We start from the raw sequence: 21,679 nt of genomic DNA, 5'->3' as shown, positions 1-21,679 counted from the left end.
GATGCCTGTTCACCAGGGCCCGGCGGAACATCCGCCGGGCCCGTGGTGTCTCATGGAGTCGTACGCGTCAGGAGACGTACGCAGCCGAGTGCGGGGAGTGACCGCCGTGACCGACGTCCAGCCGACCAAGCCCAGGGTCGTCCTCGGCGTGAGCGGCGGCATCGCCGCCTACAAGGCGTGCGAGCTGCTGCGCCGGCTCACCGAGTCGGGCCACGACGTGCGCGTGGTCCCCACCGACGCCGCGCTGCACTTCGTCGGCGCCGCCACCTGGTCCGCGCTCTCCGGCCACCCGGTCTCCACCGAGGTGTGGGAATCCGTCCACGAGGTCCCGCACGTCCGCATCGGCCAGGGCGCCGACCTCGTCGTCGTCGCCCCCGCCACCGCCGACCTGCTGGCCAAGGCCGCCCACGGCCTCGCCGACGACCTCCTCACCAACACCCTGCTCACCGCCCGCTGCCCGGTGGTCTTCGCGCCCGCCATGCACACCGAGATGTGGGAGCACCCGGCGACCCAGGAGAACGTGGCCACGCTGCGCCGCCGCGGCGCCGTCGTCATCGAGCCCGCCGTCGGCCGCCTCACCGGCGTCGACACCGGCAAGGGGCGGCTGCCCGACCCGGGCGAGATCTTCGAGGTCTGCCGCCGGGTCCTCGCCCGCGGCGTCACCGCCCCCGGCACCGCGCCCGACCTCGCCGGCCGCCATGTGGTGGTCAGCGCGGGCGGCACCCGCGAGCCGCTCGACCCGGTCCGCTACCTCGGCAACCGCTCCTCCGGCAAGCAGGGCTACGCCCTCGCCAGGGCCGCCGCCGCGCGCGGCGCCCGGGTCACGCTGGTCGAGGCCAACACCGGCCTGCCCGACCCGGCCGGGGTCGACATCGTCCGGGTCGGCACCGCCGTCCAGCTGCGCGAGGCCGTCCTCAAGGCGGCGGCGGACGCGGACGCGGTGGTGATGGCCGCGGCCGTCGCCGACTTCCGCCCGGCCGCGTACGCCCCCGGCAAGATCAAGAAGACCGACGACGGCGGCGCGCCCACCGTCGAGCTGGTCCGCAACCCCGACATCCTCGCCGAGCTCGCCGCCGACCGCGCGCTGCCCGGCCAGGTCGTGGTCGGCTTCGCCGCCGAGACCGACGACGTGCTCGCCAACGGGCGCGCCAAGCTCCGCCGCAAGGGCTGCGACCTGCTCGTCGTCAACGAGGTGGGGGAGCGCAAGACCTTCGGCGCGGAGGAGAACGAGGCCGTGGTCCTGGCCGCCGACGGAGCCGAGACCCCGGTCCCGTACGGCCCCAAGGAGGCGCTCGCGGAGACGGTCTGGGACCTGGTCGTGCCCCGGCTCGCGCCCCGCGCGCGCTGACCGCCCGCCCGAGCCCCTCGTACACGGTCCCCTCGTACACGGTCCTCTCGTACACCCATCGCCTCGTACCCCCGCCGAACAACCCGGCGGGGTGTCCGGAGGGTGGCGTCAGGATGGCGCCCCGGGAGATCACTCGATCGTCTGGACGGATCCCTGCCCGCTCGGACGACCGGGCCCGATAGACTGTCCTCGGAACGTCGCGGGGCGCAGCCCCCTGCCGGTCCGCTAATGAGTAGCCAGCAGCCGCTGCAACCCCAGGGAGCGTTGTGTCCCGTCGTCTGTTCACCTCGGAGTCCGTCACCGAGGGTCACCCCGACAAGATCGCTGACCAGATCAGCGACACCATTCTCGACGCGCTGCTCCGGGAGGACCCCACCTCCCGCGTCGCCGTCGAGACGCTGATCACCACCGGCCTCGTGCACGTCGCCGGTGAGGTCACCACCAAGGCGTGGGCGGACATCCCCACCCTCGTCCGCAACAAGATCCTCGAGATCGGGTACGACTCCTCGAAGAAGGGCTTCGACGGCGCCTCCTGCGGCGTGTCGGTGTCCATCGGGTCGCAGTCCCCGGACATCGCGCAGGGTGTCGACAGCGCGTACGAGGCCCGGGTCGAGGGCGACGAGGACGAGCTGGACAAGCAGGGCGCGGGCGACCAGGGCCTGATGTTCGGCTACGCGTCGGACGAGACCCCCGAGCTCATGCCGCTCCCGATCCACATCGCGCACCGGCTGTCCCGCCGTCTGACCGAGGTCCGCAAGAACGGGACCATCCCGTACCTGCGCCCCGACGGCAAGACCCAGGTCACCATCGAGTACGACGGCGACAAGGCCGTCCGCCTCGACACCGTGGTCGTCTCCTCGCAGCACGCCTCGGACATCGACCTGGAGTCGCTGCTCGCGCCCGACATCCGCGAGTTCGTCGTCGAGCACGTCCTGAAGCAGCTCGTCGAGGACGGCATCAAGCTCGACACCGACGGCTACCGCCTGCTGGTCAACCCGACCGGGCGGTTCGAGATCGGCGGCCCGATGGGCGACGCGGGCCTCACCGGCCGGAAGATCATCATCGACACCTACGGCGGCATGGCCCGCCACGGTGGCGGCGCCTTCTCCGGCAAGGACCCGTCGAAGGTCGACCGCTCCGCCGCGTACGCCATGCGCTGGGTCGCGAAGAACGTCGTCGCCGCGGGCCTCGCCTCGCGCTGCGAGGTCCAGGTCGCCTACGCCATCGGCAAGGCCGAGCCCGTCGGTCTCTTCGTCGAGACCTTCGGCACGAACACCGTCGAGACCGAGAAGATCGAGGCCGCCATCGCCGAGGTCTTCGACCTCCGCCCGGCCGCGATCATCCGCGACCTCGACCTGCTCCGCCCGATCTACTCCCAGACCGCCGCCTACGGCCACTTCGGCCGCGAGCTGCCGGACTTCACCTGGGAGCGCACCGACCGGGTGGACGCGCTGAAGGCGGCGGCGGGCGTCTGAGCCCGTAGCCCCTGCTGAGGCACAAGGAAGGGCCCGGCAACCCCTGAGGGGGCTGCCGGGCCCTTTCGCGTGGGCGTGGCGTTGTCGGTGGTGTCTGGTAGGTATGGGGCTGTGAGCAGCGAGGACGAGACCGGTGGGGACGAGGCCGGTGCGGGGCGTGCGGGGGTGGGGGAGCCCGAGCAGCTCGCGCTCATCCGGGAGACCGTGCGGCAGGCCAAGGTGCCCCGGGCCAAGCCGCGGACGTGGCGGGGGGCCGCGTTGGCCAAGGAGCTGCCGGTCGCCCGGGTCGTGGTGAACAAGGGAGTGCTGCACCTCGACCAGTTCTTCGACTACGCCGTGCCCGAGGAGCTCGACGCCGACGCGCGGCCCGGGGTGCGGGTGCGGGTGCGGTTCGGGGCCGGGGCGCATCAGGTGCGGGGCGGGCGGCGCGAGGGCGGGCGGCTGATCGACGGGTTCCTGGTGGAGCGCCGGGCCGAGTCCGACTACTCGGGGCCGCTGGCCGCGCTCGCCGACGTCGTGTCGCCCGAGCCGGTGCTCGGACCCGAGCTGCTCGGCCTCGCCCGCGCCGTCGCCGACCGCTACGCCGGCAGCCTCGCCGACGTCCTCCAGCTCGCCGTGCCGCCGCGCAACGCCAAGGCCGAGTCGCGGCCCTCACCCGAACCGCTGCCGTCGCCGCCCGCACCCGAGCCGGGCAGTTGGACACGGTACGAGCAGGGCGAGGCGTTCCTGCGGTCGCTGGCCCGGGGCGGCTCACCGCGCGCGGTGTGGAACGCGCTGCCCGGACCCCACTGGGCCGACGAGATCGCCCGCGCCGTCGCCGCCACCCTCGCCTCCGGCCGGGGCGCGCTCGTCGTCGTCCCCGACGGCCGGGCCGCGGGCCGGGTCGACGCCGCCCTCACCGCCCTGCTCGGCGAAGGCCGGCATGCCCTGCTGACCGCCGAGGCCGGGCCCGAGAAGCGGTACGCGCAATGGCTCGCGGTGCGGCGCGGCTCCGTCCGGGCCGTCGTCGGCACCCGGGCCGCCATGTTCGCGCCCGTCCGCGACCTCGGCCTCGCCGTCATCTGGGACGACGGCGACACCAGCCACAGCGAACCGCACGCCCCCCAGCCGCACTCCCGTGACGTGCTGCTGCTGCGCGCCGCCCACGACCACTGCGCCTTCCTGCTCGGCGCCACCAGCTGCACCGTCGAGGCCGCCCAGCTCGTCGAGTCCGGCTGGGCCAGGCCGCTGCTGCCCGGCCGCGACCAGGTCAGGATCGCCGCCCCGCTGGTGCGGACCGTCGGCGACACCGACCTCGCCCGCGACGAGGCGGCCCGCGCCGCCCGGCTGCCCACGCTCGCCTGGCAGGCGGTCCGCGAGGGCCTGAAGACCGGGCCGGTGCTCGTCCAGGTCCCGCGCCGCGGCTACGTCCCCCGGCTCGCCTGCGAACGCTGCCGCACCCCCGCCCGCTGCCGCCACTGCGCGGGCCCCCTCGAAGCTCCCGAGCAGCGCGAGCTGCACTGCGGCTGGTGCGGCCGGGGCGCGCCCGACTGGCATTGCGTGGCCTGCGGCTCCGACCGGCTGCGCGCCCAGGTCGTCGGCGCCCGGCGGACCGCGGAGGAGCTGGGCCGGGCGTTCCCCGCCGTGCCGGTACGCACCTCGGGCCGCGACCACGTCCTGGACCGGGTGCCCGACCGCCCCGCCCTGGTGGTCAGCACCCCCGGCGCCGAACCCGTCGCCGACGGCGGCTACGCGGCGGCCCTGCTGCTCGACGGCTGGGCCATGCTCGGCCGCCCCGACCTGCGGGCCGGTGAGGAGGCGCTGCGCCGCTGGATCGACGCCGCCGCCCTGGTCCGCGGCCAGGGCGAGGGCGGCACCGTGGTGGTGGTCGCCGAGCCGACGCTGCGCCCGGTGCAGGCCCTGGTCCGCTGGGACCCGGTCGGGCACGCCCAGCGGGAGCTGGCCGAGCGGGCCGAGCTGGGCTTCCCGCCGGTCTCCCGGATGGCCGCCGTGGCCGGGCCGCCGGACGCCCTCACCGGCTTCCTGCGGGCCGCCGAACTGCCGCCGGACGCCGAGATCCTGGGGCCCGTGCCGCTCCCGGTGACCCGGCCGGGCGGCCCGCGCCGACCCGGCGACACCCCGCCCGGCGAGCAGTGGGACCGGGCCCTGATCCGGGTCCCGCCGGGCAGCGGCGCCGCCCTGGCCACCGCCCTCAAGCGGGCCCAGGCGTCCCGCCTCGCGCGCGGCGGCGGCGAGCCGGTGCGGGTCCGGGTCGACCCGCCGGACATCGGCTGAGCGGCCGCCGTACGCCGGTCACCGGGCCGGGGTACGACGGAGCCGCCCGCGCCTGACACAGCGCGGGCGGCCCAGGGTGACGACTCGCGGCGCGTCAGCCGTTGCGCGGGGCCGGGAAGGCCGGCGGGCGCTGTTCCTCACGGAGCGTCTGGCTGCCCGAGGTGGGCTGCGGCGGCATCGTGCGGGCCGGGGGCACCACCGGCATCGTCCGGGTCACGGACGGCTCAGGGGCGCGCTCCGGCTCCAGGGCGACGCCCGGCTGCGGGGCGCGGCGCGAGCCGTACCGGCGGTGCACCGCCTGCTTGGTGACGCCGAGCGCGGAGCCCACCGCGTCCCACGAGAACCCGAGCGAGCGGTCGAAGTCCACCGCCGCCGTCACCAGCGTCTCCACGCTGTCGCGGAGCTCCTGGGCGAGCCGGACGGTGGGGGCGGGGGCGCGTCCGTAGACGACGAAGCCCGTCGAAGGGGCGGAGCGGCGCGGGCGGTAGACGTTGCCCAGCTGGGCCGTGAGCGTGCGCAATGCGTCAACCTGCCGCCGGACCCGCTCGATGTCCCGCACGAGCAGGTGCAGACTTGCCCGGGCCTGGGCGTCGTGGGTTGCGTGGTCGGCCATGGATGAGCCTCTCGAACCGGCGTGAAAAGGGGCGGGTCGCGGAGGAGGGGCGACCCGATTCGGTCAATCTCTCTTGACCAACGCGCCACCGGGGGTTGGGTCACGCTGCGGGGGCGTATCCGCATATGCGCGGGGCGCTCGCCCGCGCGTACGCCCCCGAGGGCGGCCGAGGGCCGACCGGGGGCGTGCGGTGCCCGGCCCAGGGGGTGTGTCGAAAGTAGCGTCGGCTGCCCGAAGGGCAGGCCCGGCGGTGTCCGGCGCGTGCGATCGCAAGGCGGAGGGTCGCCGCGATACTGGACGTATCGGGGCGAGCCAGACAACGCGGCGAGCCCGACAACGCGGCGAGCGTGCGTGCCGGGCGCCGCCGGGCAGGCGGGACTTTCGACACACGCCCTGGGGTGACCCGGGCGGCGCGGCCCCGGCGGTGTCTAAACTGGTGCGTTGCCCGTCACCGCCCCGAGATGCAGAGGTTCCCCCGCGTGAAGCTGGTCTTCGCAGGCACCCCCGAGGTCGCCGTACCCGCCCTGGACGCCCTGCTCGCCTCCGGGCGGCACGAGGTGGCCGCCGTCGTCACCCGGCCCGACGCGCCCGCCGGGCGGGGCCGCCGACTCGTCGCGAGCCCCGTCGCCGAGCGGGCCGAGGAGGCCGGGATCGAGGTCCTGAAGCCCGCGCGTCCGCGCGACGAGGAGTTCCTCGCCCGGCTCCGGGAGATCGCCCCCGACTGCTGCCCGGTCGTCGCCTACGGCGCGCTGCTGCCGCGCGTCGCGCTCGACGTGCCCGCCCGCGGCTGGGTCAACCTGCACTTCTCGCTGCTGCCCGCCTGGCGTGGCGCGGCGCCGGTGCAGCACGCCCTGATGGCCGGTGACCAGGTCACCGGCGCGTCCACCTTCCAGATCGAGGAGGGCCTCGACTCGGGCCCGGTGTACGGGGTCGTCACCGAGGACGTCCGCCCCACCGACACCTCCGGCGACCTGCTCACCCGGCTCGCCTTCGCCGGTGCCGGGCTGCTCGCGGCGACCATGGACGGCATCGAGGACGGCACCCTGAAGGCGGTGCCGCAGCCCGCCGACGGCATCACCCTCGCCCCCAAGATCCAGGTCGAGGACGCCCTCGTCGACTTCGCCGCCCCGGCGCTGCGCGTCGACCGGGTGGTCCGCGGCTGCACCCCGGCCCCCGGCGCCTGGACCGTGTTCCGCGGCGAGCGGCTGAAGCTGGTCCAGGCCGCCCTGCTCACGGACCGCACCGACCTCGCCCCCGGCGAGCTGTCGGTCGGCAAGAACAACGTGTACGTGGGCACCGGTTCGCACGCCGTCGAGCTGCTGTGGGTCCAGCCCCAGGGCAAGAAGCCGATGAAGGCGGCGGACTGGGCGCGCGGCGTCCGGATCGCCCCGGGGGAGCGGGTCGGCGCGTAGCGCCCCGTACGGGCGGGGCCGGGCCTGTGCCGGGCGGCGGCCCGCCCCCGCGCCCCGGGCCCGCCCCGCCGAGCGCCAGCCCCGCCCCCCCCGCCCCCCCCGCCCGCGCCGCGCTCGCCGCCCCGGCGGCGTTACGCTGAGTGGTGCCGGAGCGCAGTTCCCCGGCCGCCCCACCCCGGCCGTACCGGCCGGACCGGTCCATCCTCACGCGGAGCACCTTTGAGCGAGCAGGCACGTCGCCGTCCCCCCAAGTCCCCCCGGCCGCACCGCAGGCCACAGAAGGACCCGGTCCGGATCCTCGCGTTCGAGGTGCTGCGGGCCGTCGACGAGCGGGACGCGTACGCGAACCTGGTGCTTCCGCCGCTCCTCAAGAAGGCGCGGGAGAAGAACGAGGACTTCGACGGGCGGGACGCGGCGCTCGCGACCGAGCTCGTCTACGGGACGCTGCGCCGGCAGGGCACGTACGACGCGATCATCGCCGCCTGTGTCGACCGGCCGCTGCGCGAGGTCGACCCGCCGGTGCTCGACGTCCTCGGGCTCGGCGCCCACCAGCTGCTCGGGACCCGGATCCCCACGCACGCCGCCGTCTCGGCCACCGTGGAGCTGGCCCGGGTGGTGCTCGGCGACGGGCGGGCGAAGTTCGTGAACGCCGTACTGCGCAAGATCGCCCAGGACGACTTCGACACCTGGGTGGCGCGGGTCGCGCCGCCCTACGAGGACGACGCCGAGGACCACCTCGCCATCGTCCACTCGCACCCCCGCTGGGTGGTCTCCGCGCTCTGGGACGCGCTCGGCGGCGGCCGGGCCGGGATCGAGGCGCTGCTCGCGGCCGACAACGAGCGGCCCGAAGTCACCCTGGTCGCCCGGCCCGGCCGGGCCACCGTCGAGGAGCTCGCCGCGAGCGCCGAGACCGAGCCCGGGCGCTGGTCGCCGTACGCCCTGCGGCTCACCGAGGGCGGCGAGCCCGGTGCCATCGAGGCCGTGCGGGACAGCCGGGCCGGGGTCCAGGACGAGGGCAGCCAGCTGGTCGCGCTCGCCCTCGCCAACGCGCCCCTCGAAGGCTCCGACAGTCGCTGGCTGGACGGCTGCGCGGGCCCCGGCGGCAAGGCGGCGCTGCTCGGCGCCCTCGCCGCCGAGCGCGGCGCCGCGCTGCTCGCGTCCGAGAAGCAGCCGCACCGCGCCCGGCTCGTGGAGCGCGCGCTGGCCGGGAACCCCGGCCCGTACCAGGTCATCACCGCCGACGGCACCCGCCCGCCGTGGCGCGAGGGCTCCTTCGACCGGATCCTGATGGACGTGCCCTGCTCCGGGCTCGGCGCGCTGCGCCGCCGCCCCGAGGCCCGCTGGCGGCGCCGGCTCTCCGACCTGGACGGTTTCGCGCCGCTGCAGCGCGGACTGCTCGCCGAGGCCCTGAAGGCGGTCCGGGTCGGCGGCGTCGTCGGCTACGCGACCTGCTCGCCGCACCTGGCCGAGACCCGGGTCGTGGTCGACGACGTGCTGCGCAAGGCGGGCGGCGGCTACGAGCTGATCGACGCCCGCCCGCTGCTGCCCGGCGTGCCCGAGCTCGGCGACGGCCCGGACGTCCAGCTGTGGCCGCACCGGCACGGCACCGACGCGATGTACTTGGCGCTGATCCGCCGTACCGCTTGAGTCGGCCGCCTGAACCGGCCGCCTGAGCCGGACGCGGTCGCGGGGCGGCCGCGGCGCGGCTTCGTGGCGGGCCCGGGCGGGCCGGGACCCGCCCCCGACACGGCCCGAGGCCGCGCCCGGCTTCCGGCCCGGACAGGTGTCCGCGCCGGAAAACAACTGGTCTGTACCATTACGCGTACCGGGTGAACCGACCGCTCACGGATCCACGACGCTTCGCGGCAAAGAACTCCTCAAGAACATGGCAGGCTTGGCACATGGCGCAGATCAATCCCAGCATCCTGTCCGCGGACTTCGCCCGGCTCGCCGATGAGGCGAAGGCGGTGGAAGGCGCCGACTGGCTGCACGTCGACGTGATGGACAACCACTTCGTGCCCAACCTGACGCTGGGTGTGCCGATCGTCGAGTCGCTGAGCCGGTCCACCACGACCCCCCTCGACTGCCATCTGATGATCGAGGACCCGGACCGCTGGGCGCCGCAGTACGTGGAGGCCGGGGCCGGTTCGGTCACCTTCCACGTCGAGGCCGCCGCCGCGCCGGTCCGGCTCGCCCGGGAGATCCGCGCCAAGGGTGCCCGCGCGTCGATGGCGCTGAAGCCCGCCACCCCGATCGAGCCGTACGAGGACCTGCTCCCCGAGCTCGACATGCTCCTGATCATGACCGTCGAGCCCGGCTTCGGCGGCCAGGCGTTCCTCGACATCATGCTGCCGAAGATCCGCCGCACCCGTGAGCTGATCTCCAAGCACGGCCTCGAACTCTGGCTCCAGGTCGACGGCGGCGTCGCCGAGTCCACCATCGAACGCTGCGCCGAAGCCGGTGCCGACGTCTTCGTGGCCGGATCCGCGGTGTACGGAGCGGCCGATCCGGCCGCCGCCGTGCGCGCGCTCCGGGCCAAGGCCGAGGCCACCACGGCCACGGCCGCCTGGGCGTGTGGCCACTGAACCTCCATCGGCCCACCGGTAACCCACCGGTACATGAACGCGGTCCGTCGGACCGCCGACACGGCCGATCAGGACCCGCCGGATCTGACAGGATGACGGTGAGTCCGAATGTGAACAGCACCACAGTGTGAAATCGGCCGCTCCGGTGTCGCGGGCGGCCGGCCGCCCCCACGGCGGACCCCGGTCCGCCGGCGGTCGGCAGTCAGCGGTCAGCGGTACCGGAACGACCGTGAATGTGTACGTGAACGTGTACGCGAGCAGCCGTACGTGAACAGCAGTGAGGAGATCGCGGTGGCGGGTATGTCGGCGGGACGGTCAGCCCTGCGGATGGGACCCGCGGAGCTCGTGCAGGCGGCGGCCATGGCCCGCCGCTTCTACCTCGAGGGCAAGTCGAAGATCCAGATCGCCGAGGAGTTCGGCGTGAGCCGCTTCAAGGTGGCGCGGGTCCTGGAGACCGCCCTGGAGCGCGACCTCGTGCGCATCGAGATCCGCGTGCCGGCCGAGCTGGACGCGGAGCGCTCCGACGCGCTGCGCGCCCGCTACGGGCTGCGCCACGCCGTGGTCGTCGAGTCCCCGGCGGAGGGCGACGACGAGTCGCCCGACCCGGAGAACCTCGGCGAGGTCGCGGCCGACCTGCTCGGCGAGCTGGTCACCGAGGGCGACGTCCTGGGCCTGGCCTGGGGCCGCTCCACCATCCACATGGCGGCCGCCCTCGACCGGCTGCCGCCCTGCACCGTCGTCCAGCTCACCGGTGTGTACGACGCGGGCACCGCCGAGCGCGGCTCGGTCGAGGCGGTCCGGCGGGCCGCCCAGGTGTCCGGCGGCGAGGCCCACCCCATCTACGCGCCGATGCTGCTGCCGGACGCGGCCACCGCGAACGCGCTGCGCAGCCAGACCGGCATCGCGCGGGCCTTCGAGTACTTCGACAAGGTCACCGTCGCCTGCGTCTCCATCGGCTCCTGGGAGCCGGGCATCTCCACCGTGCACGACATGCTCTCCGACGAGGAGCGCGCCCACTACGCGTCGCTCGGCGTCGCCGCCGAGATGTCCGCGCACCTCTTCGACGCGGAGGGCCGCCGGGTCGGCCGCGACCTCGGCGAGCGCTGCATCACCGTCGAGGCGGACCGGCTGCGCCGGATCCCCGAGGTCGTCGCCATCGCGGGCGGCCAGCGCAAGGCCGCCGCGATCGGCGCGGTGCTCCGCTCCGGCCTGGTCACCAGCCTGGTGACCGACCGCTCGGCCGCCGACCACCTGCTCAGCGAGTTCAGCCCGGGCCCGCGCCCGGCCCTGGAGCGCGCCGACCCGGACGGCGACTGACCGCAAGGCCCCCCAGGCCCCCCAGGCCCCCCAGGCCCCCCAGGCCCCCAGGCCCCCCAGGCCCCCGGCCTCCTCGCAGCTCGACCCCGCATCGCCCGCGGCCACGGGCGCGCCCCCGGCGCGCTCCGGCCCGGGCGATGGCAGCATCGGGGCATGATCCAGCGAAGCGCCCGGCTCGGGCTCGCCCTGCTCGCCGGGCTCGCGCTGCTCCTGACCGGCCTGACGGGCCTCACCGGCTGCTCCTCCGCCTCCTCGTCAGGATCGGCCGCCACGGCGCCCGGTGCGGCCTCCAGGACCGCCACGGCGCCCGCCCCGACCCGTACCGCCGCCCCCTCCCGTACGCCCGGCGCCCCGACCCGTACCGCCGCACCCTCACGGGCCCCCAGCGCCGCCTCCGGCCTGCCCACCGTCCGCGCGGCCGACCTGCCGCCCGAGGCGCGCAGGACCCTCGCGCTGATCCGCTCCGACGGCCCCTTCCCGTACGCCAAGGACGGCAGCGTCTTCGGCAACTTCGAGCGGGAGCTGCCCCGCAGGCCGCGCGGCTACTACCGCGAGTACACGGTGAAGACGCCGGGCGGGCGGGACCGGGGCGCGCGGCGCATCGTCACGGGCCAGGACGGGGAGATCTACTACACCGCCGACCACTACGCGAGCTTCCGGGAGGTGATCGCCGAATGAGATTCGACGACCCCGAACACCCTGACGGCCTCGGCGCCCCGCACGGCCGCGAGACCGTCGTCCTCGACCTGTACGGGGTCACGGACAAGGCCGCCTTCATGGACCGCTGCGCGGCCGCGCTCGCGCTGCCCGACTGGTTCGGGCGCAACTGGGACGCGCTCGCCGACTCCCTCACCGACCTGCCCCGCCCGGTCGTCCTCGTCGTCACCGGCTGGCAGGGCTGGGCCCGGGTCCACCCCCGGGAGTGGCAGGTGGCCCAGGACGTCTTCGCCACCGCCGTCGAGGAGCGCCCGGCCCGGCTCGGGGTGCTGCTCGCGCTCGGCGAGCCCACGGGCGCCGCGGGTTCCGCCCCGTTTTCGGAGGATCCGACGAACGGGTCCCCGTGAGCCTCGGATGAATCGCCCGGGACGGGTAGGTGTACGGGCATGGGACAATGAACTACGTGCTTTTTCCCCTGGCTGAAATGCCTAGGGGCCGATCCGAACGACTGGGATGTCAGCACGTGCGTTTCCTCAATGACGTCAAGCCGCCGTACGACCTCACGTACGACGATGTGTTCATGGTGCCGAGCCGCTCGGCCGTGGGTTCCCGCCAGGCCGTGGACCTCTCCGCCCCCGACGGGACCGGTACGACGATCCCGCTGGTCGTGGCCAACATGACCGCCATCGCCGGCCGCCGGATGGCCGAGACCGTCGCCCGCCGCGGCGGACTGGTCGTCATCCCGCAGGACATCCCGATCGAGGTCGTCACCGACGTCATCTCCTGGGTGAAGTCCCGCCACCTGGTCCTCGACACGCCGATCGTCCTGGAGCCGCACCAGACCGTCGCCGACGCCCTGGCGCTGCTCCCCAAGCGCGCCCACGAGGCCGGTGTCGTCGTCGACGAGCACCGCCGCCCGGTGGGCGTCGTCACCGACGCCGACCTGACCGGTGTGGACCGCTTCACCCAGCTGTCCGAGGTCATGTCCAAGGACCTGCTGCTGCTCGACGCGGACATCGCGCCGCGCGAGGCGTTCAACAAGCTGGACGGCGCCAACCGCCGCTACGCCCCGGCCGTCGACGCCGACGGCAAGCTGGTCGGCATCCTCACCCGCAAGGGCGCGCTCCGCGCGACCCTCTACACCCCGGCCGTCGACGCCCAGGGCAAGCTGCGCATCGCGGCCGCCGTCGGCATCAACGGCGACGTGGCGGGCAAGGCCAAGCAGCTGCTCGACGCGGGCGTGGACACGCTCGTCATCGACACCGCGCACGGCCACCAGGAGTCGATGATCGCCGCGATCAGGACCGTCCGGGCGCTCGACCCGCACGTCCCGATCGTCGCGGGCAACATCGTCGCCGCCGAGGGCGTCAAGGACCTCATCGAGGCCGGCGCGGACATCATCAAGGTCGGTGTCGGCCCCGGCGCCATGTGCACCACCCGGATGATGACCGGGGTCGGCCGCCCGCAGTTCTCGGCCGTCCTGGAGTGCGCCGCCGAGGCGAAGAAGTACGGCAAGCACGTCTGGGCCGACGGCGGTGTCCGTCACCCCCGTGACGTCGCCATGGCGCTCGCCGCCGGTGCGTCCAACGTGATGATCGGCTCCTGGTTCGCCGGGACCTTCGAGTCCCCGGGCGACCTCCAGCAGGACGCCAACGGGCGCCTCTACAAGGAGTCCTTCGGCATGGCCTCGGCCCGCGCCGTCAAGAACCGCACCAGCGAGGAGTCGTCCTACGACCGCGCCCGCAAGGCGCTGTTCGAGGAGGGCATCTCCACCTCGCGGATGTTCCTGGACCCGCAGCGTCCGGGCGTCGAGGACCTGATCGACTCGATCATCGCCGGTGTCCGCTCGTCCTGCACCTACGCCGGTGCCAACAACCTGGCCGAGTTCGAGGACCGCGCGGTCGTCGGCATCCAGTCGGCCGCCGGTTACGCCGAGGGCAAGCCGCTGCACGCCAGCTGGAGCTAGTCCGCGGCCCGCAGGCCCCTGGGAGCTTCTCCCGGGGGCCTGCGGCGTTTCCCGGGCCGTACGGGACCGGGGGCGGGCCTGGACGGCTCCGGGCCCCGGCCGCGCCCCCGGTGCGCCCCAGACGTGCCCAGACGTGCCCGGACGCGCTCAGGCGACGAAGCGGGCGGCCCGCAGCGCGCCCGCCACCGCCGTCGCGATCCTCCGGTGGCCCCGGTCGTTCGGGTGCAGACCGTCGGCGAGGTCGCCGGGACCGAGCAGCGCCCCGCCGGGCAGCAGCGCGAGCCGGGTGTCGCCCGCCGCCATCAGATCGAGCACCGCGCTCTCCATCGCCCCGCGCAGCGCGCCCAGGGTGGCGCCGAGCGCGTTGCCGGTGTCCTCGGCCGCCGGGCGGAGCACGGGGGAGAGCAGCAGCAGCGGGGTGTCGGGGTGGCCGCCCCGGACCAGGGTGACGAAGGCCCGGGTGGTCTCGTACAGGAGCGGCGCCGAACAGGGCACGACGGCCCAGCAGTTGGTGCCGAAGGCGAGGGTGATCAGGTCGCCGGGGAGCCGGGCGAGCTGCTCGGCCAGCGGGAGCTCGCCGCGCGCGCCGCCCGCGAACCCCAGGTTCACCGCGTCGAGGCCGAGCAGCCGGCCCGCCGTCGAGGGCCAGGAGTGCGCCGGGCGGGTGGACCACCAGCCCTCGGTGATCGAGTCGCCGTGCACCAGCCAGCGCGGCCGGTGCGGGGCGGGCCCGAGGGCCCCGCCGACCGCCCGCAGACCGAGCAGCACGGGCGCCTGCCCCTCCGGCGGATGCACGGTGAACTCGCCGCCGCATGGCGGCAGTTCGAGCCGTACGGTGCCCTCCGTCACCGGTTCGGCGAACACCTCGGCCACACAGCTGCCGCCCCGCCACAGCGCGAAGCCGTGCCGCAGCGACCTGAGCGCGTCCCCGGCGGCCGGGACGGTGGCCCGGTAGCGCAGCAGCACCGCCCGGGTGCCGGGCGTCGCGGTGAACTCGAGCCGTACCCCGATGGGGAGTTCGGCCCGCTGCGCGATGTCCCAGGGCAGCCGCGCCAGGTCGGCGGGGTCGGCGCGGACCGGGCGGTCGCCGTCCCGCCAGGCGGTACCGCGCAGAAAGGGTTCGGGCTCCAGCCAGCTCACCGATGACCTCCGTTCGGGCGGGTGCAGCGTGCGTGACCGGCCCGGAGGAGTCAATGCGCGCGACGGTCCCGGCGCGCACTTCGGCAGGTCCGCGCGGCCCGTCCGTACCGCGTCGGCGCATCGCCCCGCGAGGCCCGTCCTGGAGCCCCCGCCGACCGCCCGCGCCGGAGGAGCGCCAATGCCCCCGATGTGTCGATTCATGCAGGGGCGCGCAATGTTTCCCCGTCCCGGCCCCGAGCGCGCAATGATCATCCGGCACTGCGCAACAACCCTGCATTACGGATGCGAACCGCGGGGCCCTAGGCTCATGCCCCGTACCAGGAGTGGCGGCGACCGCCTGCTCGGCGGTCTCCCCTCCCCCCGTGGGCGGCTTCGGCCTGCCCGCGTGGCCGCCGTGGTCCCCGCCCCGCCGACAGGCAGCGATAAGGAGCCTCCGCAGTGCTGGACCACGGCGCAGCCCCACCGGTCGAGGACACGACCGCCCCCACCTCTCGCACCACCTCCCCGCTCTCCGCCCTGATCCGCCGCAAGCCGGTGGAAGTCCTGGTCACGGAAGGTGGCCAGGGGGAGGGCGGAACGCTCCGCCGCTCCCTCTCGATGTGGCAGCTGACCATGATCAGCATCGGTGCGACGCTCGGCACCGGCATCTTCGTGGTGCTCGGCGACGCGGTCCCGAAGGCCGGCCCGGCCGTCACGGTCGCGTTCGTCATCGCCGGACTCACGGCGCTGTTCTCGGCCCTGTCCTACGCCGAGCTGGCCGGGTCGATACCGGTCGCGGGCTCCTCGTACTCGTACGCGTACGCAACGATGGGTGAACTCGTCGCCTGGGTCTGCGGCTGGTGTCTGGTCCTGGAGTACGGCGTCTCGGTCGCCGCCGTCGCGGTCGGCTGGGGCGAGTACCTGAACGAACTGCTCGACGGCACCATCGGCGTCACCATCCCCGACGTGCTCTCCTCCGCCCCGGGCGAGGGCGGCATCATCAACCTGCCGGGCCTCATCGTGGTCCTGCTCGCGATGGTGTTCCTGCTCGGCGGCGCCCGCGAGTCCGCCGTGGTCAACACCATCATGGTCGCGGTGAAGATCGCCGCCCTGGTGCTGTTCTGCGCCATCGGCTTCATGGGCTTCAAGTCCGGCAACTACAAGGACTTCATGCCGCTCGGCGTCAACGGCATCGGCGCCGCGAGCGCCACCCTGTTCTTCTCGTACATCGGCTTCGACGCCGCCTCCACGGCGGGCGAGGAGGCCAAGAACCCCAAGCGCGACCTGCCGCGGGCGATCATGCTCTCGCTGGTCATCGTCACGGTCCTGTACGTCCTCGTCGCCGCCGTCGCGGTCGGCGCCTGGCACTGGAAGGACTTCGCGGGCTCCGAGGCCACCCTGGCGGCGATCATGAACGATGTCACCGGCCAGTCCTTCTGGGGCACCCTGCTCGCCGCCGGCGCCGTCATCTCCATCGCCAGCGTCGTCCTCACCGTGCTCTACGGCCAGACCCGCGTGCTGTTCGCCATGTCCCGCGACGGCCTGGTCCCCAAGGTCTTCGGCCGGGTCAGCGCCAAGACCGGCACCCCGCGCGTCAACACCGTGATCGTCTCGCTGTTCTGCGCCGCGCTCGCCTCGATGATCCCGCTCGGCAAGCTCGTCGACGCCACCAGCATCGGCACCCTGTTCGCCTTCGCCCTGGTCAACATCGCGGTCGTGGTGCTCCGCTACACCCGCCCCGACATGCCGCGCACCTTCAAGGTCGTGTTCGGCCCGGTCCTCCCGGCGCTCGGCCTGATCTTCTGCGTCTACAACATGTTCAGCCTCGACTCGATCACCTGGGTGGTCTTCGGTTGCTGGATGGCCGCGGGACTCGTGTTCTACTTCCTGTACGGCATGCGCCGCTCCCGACTGGCCACGGCACCGGCCGTGGCAGAGGCCCCCGCAGAGAAGTGATCCACCCGTAGTGCGACTCAACGACCTCGACGAACGCATCGTCCACGCCCTCGCGGAAGACGCCCGCCGCAGCTACGCCGACATCGGCTCGCTCGTCGGACTCTCCGCGCCCGCCGTGAAACGGCGCGTGGACCGGCTCCGGGCCGAGGGCGCCATCACCGGCTTCACCGTACGGGTGGACCCGGCGGCGCTCGGCTGGGAGACGGAGGGCTTCGTCGAGATCTTCTGCCGCCACAACACCTCGCCGGAGGACATCCGGCGAGGGTTGGAGCGGTATCCGGAGGTGGTGTCCGCGTCGACCGTGACCGGTGACGCGGACGCCGTCGTGCAGGTCTTCGCCTCCGACATGCGCCACTTCGAGCGCGTCCTGGAGCGCATCGCGGGCGAGCCCTTCGTGGAGCGCACCAAGTCCGTCCTGGTGCTCTCACCGCTGCTGCGCCGCTTCTCCTCCGGCTCGCCGACCTGACGGTCCTCAGCGGGCGGCGGGCTGCTCGTACTCCGGCAGCCAGGGCAGCACCCGGAAGTCGCCCGTACCGGCCTTGACCTTCTCGAACGGCGGCGCGGTCTGGCACGGCGGCACATCGCCCTTGTCGGGGTCCTGGGTCATCCAGCTGTAGCCGAGCCGGTCGCGCCCGCCCAGGTCGTGCACCGAGACACCGACCCGGGCGCCCTCGAACTCCTTGACGTCCGTCTCGGTCACCCGGCCGGTCACCACCGCCACCTTGCCGCCGGTGACCAGGCAGTCCACCTTCACGGCCGCCTTGCCGCCCTTGCCGTCCCGGTAGTGGCTGAACCAGAAGGTGCCGGTGGCCGCCTGCGGGTTCATGTTGTCCTTCGCCGCCAGGTGGGCGTCGAAGGAGAAGGTGATGTCGTCCCCGGCCGGGCGGTACAGCTTCGCCGTGCCGGTCAGCGCCGCCGCCTCGCGGTGCGCGCCCCTCCCGTCGCCCGAGGCCACGGCGGCGGATCCGGCGCCGCCCGCGGTGATCAGCAGTGCGGCGGCGAGGGCGGCGATCTTCGTACGACGGTTCATGACCGTGCGGTCCTTTCGGCAGGTCCTGCGGTGTTCCGGTCGCTCCGACCGGGCACGCACCACTCTTCCGCCGCCACCCCGCCGGGACATCGCGCCACGGCACGGTCCCCGTCTCCGCCACGCGGCGGGGGAGCCGTACGCCCCCGGTCGGAGCACCCCCGGCAGCGGCCTCGGTCCGGTCTCGGTCCGGCCTCGGTCCCGGCCCCCGGATCCGGTCCGGCCGGGGGCCCGGCAGCGCCCCCGGGGTGCCCGCGAAGCACCCCACGGGCCCCGCGCAACGAATCGCCGCCCCGGCCGGTGATCGCGCAACGGTTCGACGGTCGGTCCGCAACGGTCTCGCCTTGTCCGGGCCGAGCCCGAAACCGTACCGTTTTTGACGTCTTCCCCTTGAATCGCCATCGCCCCCTCGGCACCTGCCGCCCCACCGCCCCCACGAGGATCACCATGCCCGCGCTGCGCACCGCCCTGCTCCAGAGCTCCGGCCGGCTCGGTGACGTCGCCGGCAATCTGAAGATCCTCGACGAGGCCGCCGGACGCGCCGCGGCCGCCGGGGCGGGCGTGCTGCTCGCGCCCGAGCTCTTCCTCACCGGCTACGCCATCGGCGCCGACATCGCCCGGCTCGCCGAGCCCTCCGACGGCCCCTCCGCCGACGCCGTCGCGGCCCTCGCCGCCCGGCACGGCCTCGCCATCGGCTACGGCTACCCCGAGCGCGACACCGAGCGGCACGGTGTGATCTACAACGCCGCCCAGCTGTTCGGCCCGGACGGCGCCTCGCTGATCCGCTACCGCAAGACCCACCTCTTCGGCGGCTTCGAGGCCGAGTGGTTCACGCCCGGCGACACCGGCGTGGCGCAGGCCGAGCTCGGCGGCCTCACCGTCGGCATGATGATCTGCTACGACGTCGAGTTCCCGGAGAACGTCCGGGCGCAGGCCCTGGCCGGCACCGATCTGCTGCTCGTGCCGACCGCCCTGATGCACCCCGCCGAGATCGTCCCGGACGCGGTGGTCCCGGTGCGCGCCTTCGAGAACCAGCTCTACATCGCGTACGCCAACCGCACCGGCCCCGAGGGCGACTTCGAGTTCGTCGGCCGGTCCACCCTGGCGGGCCCCGACGGCACCGCCCGGGTCCGCGCCGGACAGGGCGAGGACCTGCTGTTCGGCGACGTCGACCCGGCCGCCCTGGCCGCCTCGCGGGCGCTCAACCCGTACCTGGCCGACCGCCGTCCCGGCCTGTACGGGCCGCTGACCGCACCGTGATCACGCCCCGGCCGCGCCCGGCCCGGGCCCGGACCAGGACCGGACCACGCCCTGATCAGGCCCTGACCGTGTCCTGAGCCGCCCGCGCGCCGCGCCCCCCGACCTCCCCGTCTGTTCCACCGCTTTCGTGCAAGGAGTCCGTACCCCATGACGTCCACGCTGCCCACCGCCGTCCAGCACACCGACGCGCAGCCGCCGATCACCATGTTCGGGCCGGACTTCCCGTACGCCTACGACGACTTCCTGGCCCACCCGGCCGGGCTCGGCCAGATACCGGCGACCGAGCACGGCACCGAGGTCGCCGTCATCGGCGGCGGTCTCTCGGGCATCGTCGCCGCCTACGAGCTGATGAAGATGGGCCTCAAGCCCGTCGTCTACGAGGCCGACCAGATCGGCGGCCGGCTGCGCACGGTGGGCTTCGAGGGCACCGGCGCCGAGGGCCTGACCGCCGAGATGGGCGCGATGCGCTTCCCGCCCTCCTCGACGGCGCTCCAGCACTACATCGACCTGGTCGGCCTGACCACCTCGCCGTTCCCGAACCCGCTCGCCGAGGCGACCCCGTCGACCGTCGTCGACCTCAAGGGCGAGTCGCACTACGCCGAGACCGTGGCCGACCTGCCGCAGGTCTACCGCGACGTCGCCGAGGCGTGGAACCGCTGCCTGGACGAGGGCGCCGACTTCTCCGACATGAACCGGGCGATGCGCGAGCGCGACGTGCCGCGGATCCGGGAGATCTGGGCCCGGCTGGTCGAGAAGCTCGACAACCAGACCTTCTACGGCTTCCTGTGCGAGTCCGAGTCGTTCAAGTCCTTCCGGCACCGCGAGATCTTCGGCCAGGTCGGCTTCGGCACCGGCGGCTGGGACACCGACTTCCCGAACTCCATCCTGGAGATCCTGCGGGTCGTCTACACCGAGGCCGACGACCACCACCAGGGCATCGACGGCGGTTCCCAGCAGCTGCCGCTGCGGATGTGGGAGCGCGAGCCGGAGAAGATCGTGCACTGGGCGCAGGGCACCTCGCTCGCCTCGCTGCACGAGGGCCGTACCCCCAAGCCCGCCGTCACCCGGCTGCACCGCACCACGGGCAACCACATCACGGTGACCGACGCCAACGGCGACATCCGCACCTACCGGGCGGCGATCTTCACCGCGCAGTCCTGGATGCTGCTCTCCAAGATCGCCTGCGACGACTCGCTCTTCCCGATCGACCACTGGACGGCGATCGAGCGCACCCACTACATGGAGAGCTCCAAGCTGTTCGTGCCGGTCGACCGGCCGTTCTGGCTGGACAAGGCCGTCGACGACAAGGGCGAGCCGACCGGCCGTGACGTCATGTCGATGACGCTGACCGACCGGATGACCCGCGGCACCTACCTGCTGGACGACGGCCCGGACAAGCCGGCCGTGATCTGCCTGTCGTACACCTGGTGCGACGACAGCCTGAAGTGGCTGCCGCTGTCCGCGAACGAGCGGATGGAGGTCATGCTGAAGTCGCTCGGCGAGATCTACCCCGGGGTCGACATCCGCAGCCACATCATCGGCAACCCGGTGACCGTGTCCTGGGAGAACGAGCCCTACTTCATGGGCGCCTTCAAGGCGAACCTGCCCGGCCACTACCGCTACCAGCGCCGGCTGTTCACCCACTTCATGCAGGACCGGCTGCCCGAGGACAAGCGGGGCATCTTCCTGGCCGGTGACGACATCTCGTGGACGGCGGGCTGGGCGGAGGGCGCGGTGCAGACGGCGCTCAACGCTGTGTGGGGCGTGATGCACCACTTCGGCGGCACCACCGACGCCACCAACCCGGGCCCCGGCGACGTCTACGACGAGATCGCCCCGGTCGAGCTGCCGGAGGACTGACCGCCGGGGGCCGCGCGGCCCTAGCGGGGGCGGCGCAGGTCCTCGGGCCTGGCCAGCGGGGTCAGCAGCATCCGTCCCACCAGGCCCACCGACCGGTCGAGGCGTTCGGTGAACTCCTCGGCGAGCTCCGGCAGTCCGCGCAGCTGCCACAGCGAGCGGGCGGCCAGCCAGGCCCCGTCGCGGGCCCGGTCCAGGCTCCAGCAGCCCAGCAGATGCGTCAGCGGGTCCGCGATCTCCAGCAGGTCCGGGCCCGGCATCAGCTCCTCCCGGATCCGCTCCTCCAGGAGCACCAGGATGTCGCCGACCCGGTCGAACTCGTCCTCCAGGTCGGCGGGCGCGCACTCCAGGGCCCGGCAGGTGTCGACCACCGCGAGCGCGAGGTCGTGCCCGATGTGGGCGTTGATCCCGGCGAGCGCGAACTGCAGCGGCCGTACGCCGGGATGGCGCCGGTAGTGGAACAGCGGCCGCCAGCACGCGGGGGCCGGGCCGCCGCCCGCGACCGCGTCGACGACCGAGAGATAGCGCTGGGCGAACCGTACGTCGAGAGTGGCGGCGGCCCGCCGGTCGGCGAAGGTGCCCGCCTCGATGGCCCGGCCGATCTCCTCGGTGACCGTCAGATAGACCCGGTTGAACACCGCGACCCCGTCGGCCGGGTGCGCGGCCGCGCGGATGGCCCGCATCCGGTGCACCACCGGGTCGACGGCCGTGAACGGCCCGAGCGGGAGGTCGTGGGCTTGCGTCTGCGCCATGGGTGCAGGGTGGCAGCCGCGGGGCCGGACGGTGGCGTTCCGCCGCCCGGCTTCCCCAGAA

18 protein-coding genes are annotated in these 21,679 nt (G+C 74.0%); 14 read left to right on the top strand and 4 right to left on the bottom strand.

The features are described from left to right. Window position 1: 1 nt before the first annotated feature. The 3 genes from coaBC (at window position 2) to ACIPXM_RS13080 (ending at window position 5,097) form a co-directional block, all read left to right on the top strand. Window positions 2-1,348, top strand: coding sequence for a bifunctional phosphopantothenoylcysteine decarboxylase/phosphopantothenate--cysteine ligase CoaBC (gene coaBC / locus ACIPXM_RS13090; protein WP_401654920.1), 1,347 nt, complete (start codon window positions 2-4; stop codon window positions 1,346-1,348). Window positions 1,349-1,614: 266 nt separating this feature from the next. Continuing rightward, window positions 1,615-2,823: a methionine adenosyltransferase gene (gene metK / locus ACIPXM_RS13085; protein WP_401654919.1), complete on the top strand. Its 1,209-nt coding sequence runs from the start codon at window positions 1,615-1,617 to the stop codon at window positions 2,821-2,823. 111 nt (window positions 2,824-2,934) lie between these two features. Further along, window positions 2,935-5,097: a primosomal protein N' gene (locus tag ACIPXM_RS13080; RefSeq protein WP_401654918.1), complete on the top strand. Its 2,163-nt coding sequence runs from the start codon at window positions 2,935-2,937 to the stop codon at window positions 5,095-5,097. A gap of 94 nt (window positions 5,098-5,191) precedes the next feature. On the opposite strand, the gene ACIPXM_RS13075 is transcribed toward ACIPXM_RS13080, so the two are convergent. After that, complete coding sequence (locus ACIPXM_RS13075) at window positions 5,192-5,710, bottom strand: hypothetical protein (protein WP_401654917.1); 519 nt, start codon at window positions 5,708-5,710, stop codon at window positions 5,192-5,194. A 479-nt stretch (window positions 5,711-6,189) separates the two neighbouring features. Between ACIPXM_RS13075 and fmt the strand changes: the two genes are divergently transcribed. The 7 genes from fmt to ACIPXM_RS13040 all read left to right on the top strand — a co-directional run bounded on the left by fmt (window position 6,190) and on the right by ACIPXM_RS13040 (window position 13,647). Further along, window positions 6,190-7,122 (top strand): methionyl-tRNA formyltransferase, encoded by a 933-nt coding sequence (gene fmt, locus ACIPXM_RS13070; protein ID WP_401655205.1) that lies wholly within the window; start codon window positions 6,190-6,192, stop codon window positions 7,120-7,122. Window positions 7,123-7,341: 219 nt separating this feature from the next. Then, the gene (locus ACIPXM_RS13065) at window positions 7,342-8,769 is read left to right on the top strand and encodes an RsmB/NOP family class I SAM-dependent RNA methyltransferase (RefSeq protein WP_401654916.1); all 1,428 of its coding nucleotides are present in this window, start codon (window positions 7,342-7,344) and stop codon (window positions 8,767-8,769) included. Window positions 8,770-9,023: 254 nt separating this feature from the next. Further along, window positions 9,024-9,707, top strand: a complete 684-nt coding sequence (gene rpe, locus ACIPXM_RS13060) for a ribulose-phosphate 3-epimerase (RefSeq protein WP_401654915.1) — start codon at window positions 9,024-9,026, stop codon at window positions 9,705-9,707. Window positions 9,708-9,974: 267 nt separating this feature from the next. Further along, window positions 9,975-11,024 (top strand): sugar-binding transcriptional regulator, encoded by a 1,050-nt coding sequence (locus tag ACIPXM_RS13055; RefSeq protein WP_401654914.1) that lies wholly within the window; start codon window positions 9,975-9,977, stop codon window positions 11,022-11,024. A gap of 153 nt (window positions 11,025-11,177) precedes the next feature. Then, window positions 11,178-11,702: a ribonuclease domain-containing protein gene (locus tag ACIPXM_RS13050; protein ID WP_401654913.1), complete on the top strand. Its 525-nt coding sequence runs from the start codon at window positions 11,178-11,180 to the stop codon at window positions 11,700-11,702. Further along, window positions 11,699-12,088: a barstar family protein gene (locus ACIPXM_RS13045; RefSeq protein ID WP_401654912.1), complete on the top strand. Its 390-nt coding sequence runs from the start codon at window positions 11,699-11,701 to the stop codon at window positions 12,086-12,088. The genes ACIPXM_RS13050 and ACIPXM_RS13045 overlap by 4 nt, the downstream gene beginning before the upstream one ends. 116 nt (window positions 12,089-12,204) lie before the next feature. After that, on the top strand, window positions 12,205-13,647 hold the full coding sequence (locus ACIPXM_RS13040; RefSeq protein ID WP_401654911.1) for a GuaB1 family IMP dehydrogenase-related protein: 1,443 nt from the start codon (window positions 12,205-12,207) through the stop codon (window positions 13,645-13,647). A 147-nt stretch (window positions 13,648-13,794) separates the two neighbouring features. Here the strand turns inward: ACIPXM_RS13040 and ACIPXM_RS13035 are convergent, their stop codons facing one another. Then, window positions 13,795-14,787 (bottom strand): GDSL-type esterase/lipase family protein, encoded by a 993-nt coding sequence (locus ACIPXM_RS13035; RefSeq protein WP_401654910.1) that lies wholly within the window; start codon window positions 14,785-14,787, stop codon window positions 13,795-13,797. A gap of 438 nt (window positions 14,788-15,225) precedes the next feature. On the opposite strand from ACIPXM_RS13035, the gene ACIPXM_RS13030 reads away from it, so the two are divergent. Then, window positions 15,226-16,722, top strand: coding sequence for an amino acid permease (locus ACIPXM_RS13030; protein ID WP_401654909.1), 1,497 nt, complete (start codon window positions 15,226-15,228; stop codon window positions 16,720-16,722). A gap of 10 nt (window positions 16,723-16,732) precedes the next feature. After that, a complete protein-coding gene (locus ACIPXM_RS13025) occupies window positions 16,733-17,188 on the top strand; it encodes an Lrp/AsnC family transcriptional regulator (RefSeq protein WP_401654908.1) in 456 nt (151 codons plus the stop codon). A gap of 6 nt (window positions 17,189-17,194) precedes the next feature. On the opposite strand, the gene ACIPXM_RS13020 is transcribed toward ACIPXM_RS13025, so the two are convergent. Then, window positions 17,195-17,752, bottom strand: coding sequence for a Repetin (locus tag ACIPXM_RS13020; RefSeq protein WP_401654907.1), 558 nt, complete (start codon window positions 17,750-17,752; stop codon window positions 17,195-17,197). A gap of 444 nt (window positions 17,753-18,196) precedes the next feature. On the opposite strand from ACIPXM_RS13020, the gene ACIPXM_RS13015 reads away from it, so the two are divergent. After that, complete coding sequence (locus ACIPXM_RS13015; protein ID WP_401654906.1) at window positions 18,197-19,009, top strand: carbon-nitrogen hydrolase family protein; 813 nt, start codon at window positions 18,197-18,199, stop codon at window positions 19,007-19,009. Between the two features lie 147 nt (window positions 19,010-19,156). Beyond that, complete coding sequence (locus ACIPXM_RS13010; RefSeq protein ID WP_401654905.1) at window positions 19,157-20,869, top strand: flavin monoamine oxidase family protein; 1,713 nt, start codon at window positions 19,157-19,159, stop codon at window positions 20,867-20,869. A gap of 20 nt (window positions 20,870-20,889) precedes the next feature. On the opposite strand, the gene ACIPXM_RS13005 is transcribed toward ACIPXM_RS13010, so the two are convergent. Further along, on the bottom strand, window positions 20,890-21,618 hold the full coding sequence (locus tag ACIPXM_RS13005; protein ID WP_401654904.1) for a DUF5995 family protein: 729 nt from the start codon (window positions 21,616-21,618) through the stop codon (window positions 20,890-20,892). Between the last annotated feature and the right edge of the window lie 61 nt (window positions 21,619-21,679).

This window comes from Streptomyces sp. NPDC090025 (genome assembly GCF_044748125.1).
Lineage (GTDB): Bacteria > Actinomycetota > Actinomycetes > Streptomycetales > Streptomycetaceae > Streptomyces.
This window is presented reverse-complemented; position numbering and strand designations above follow the sequence as displayed.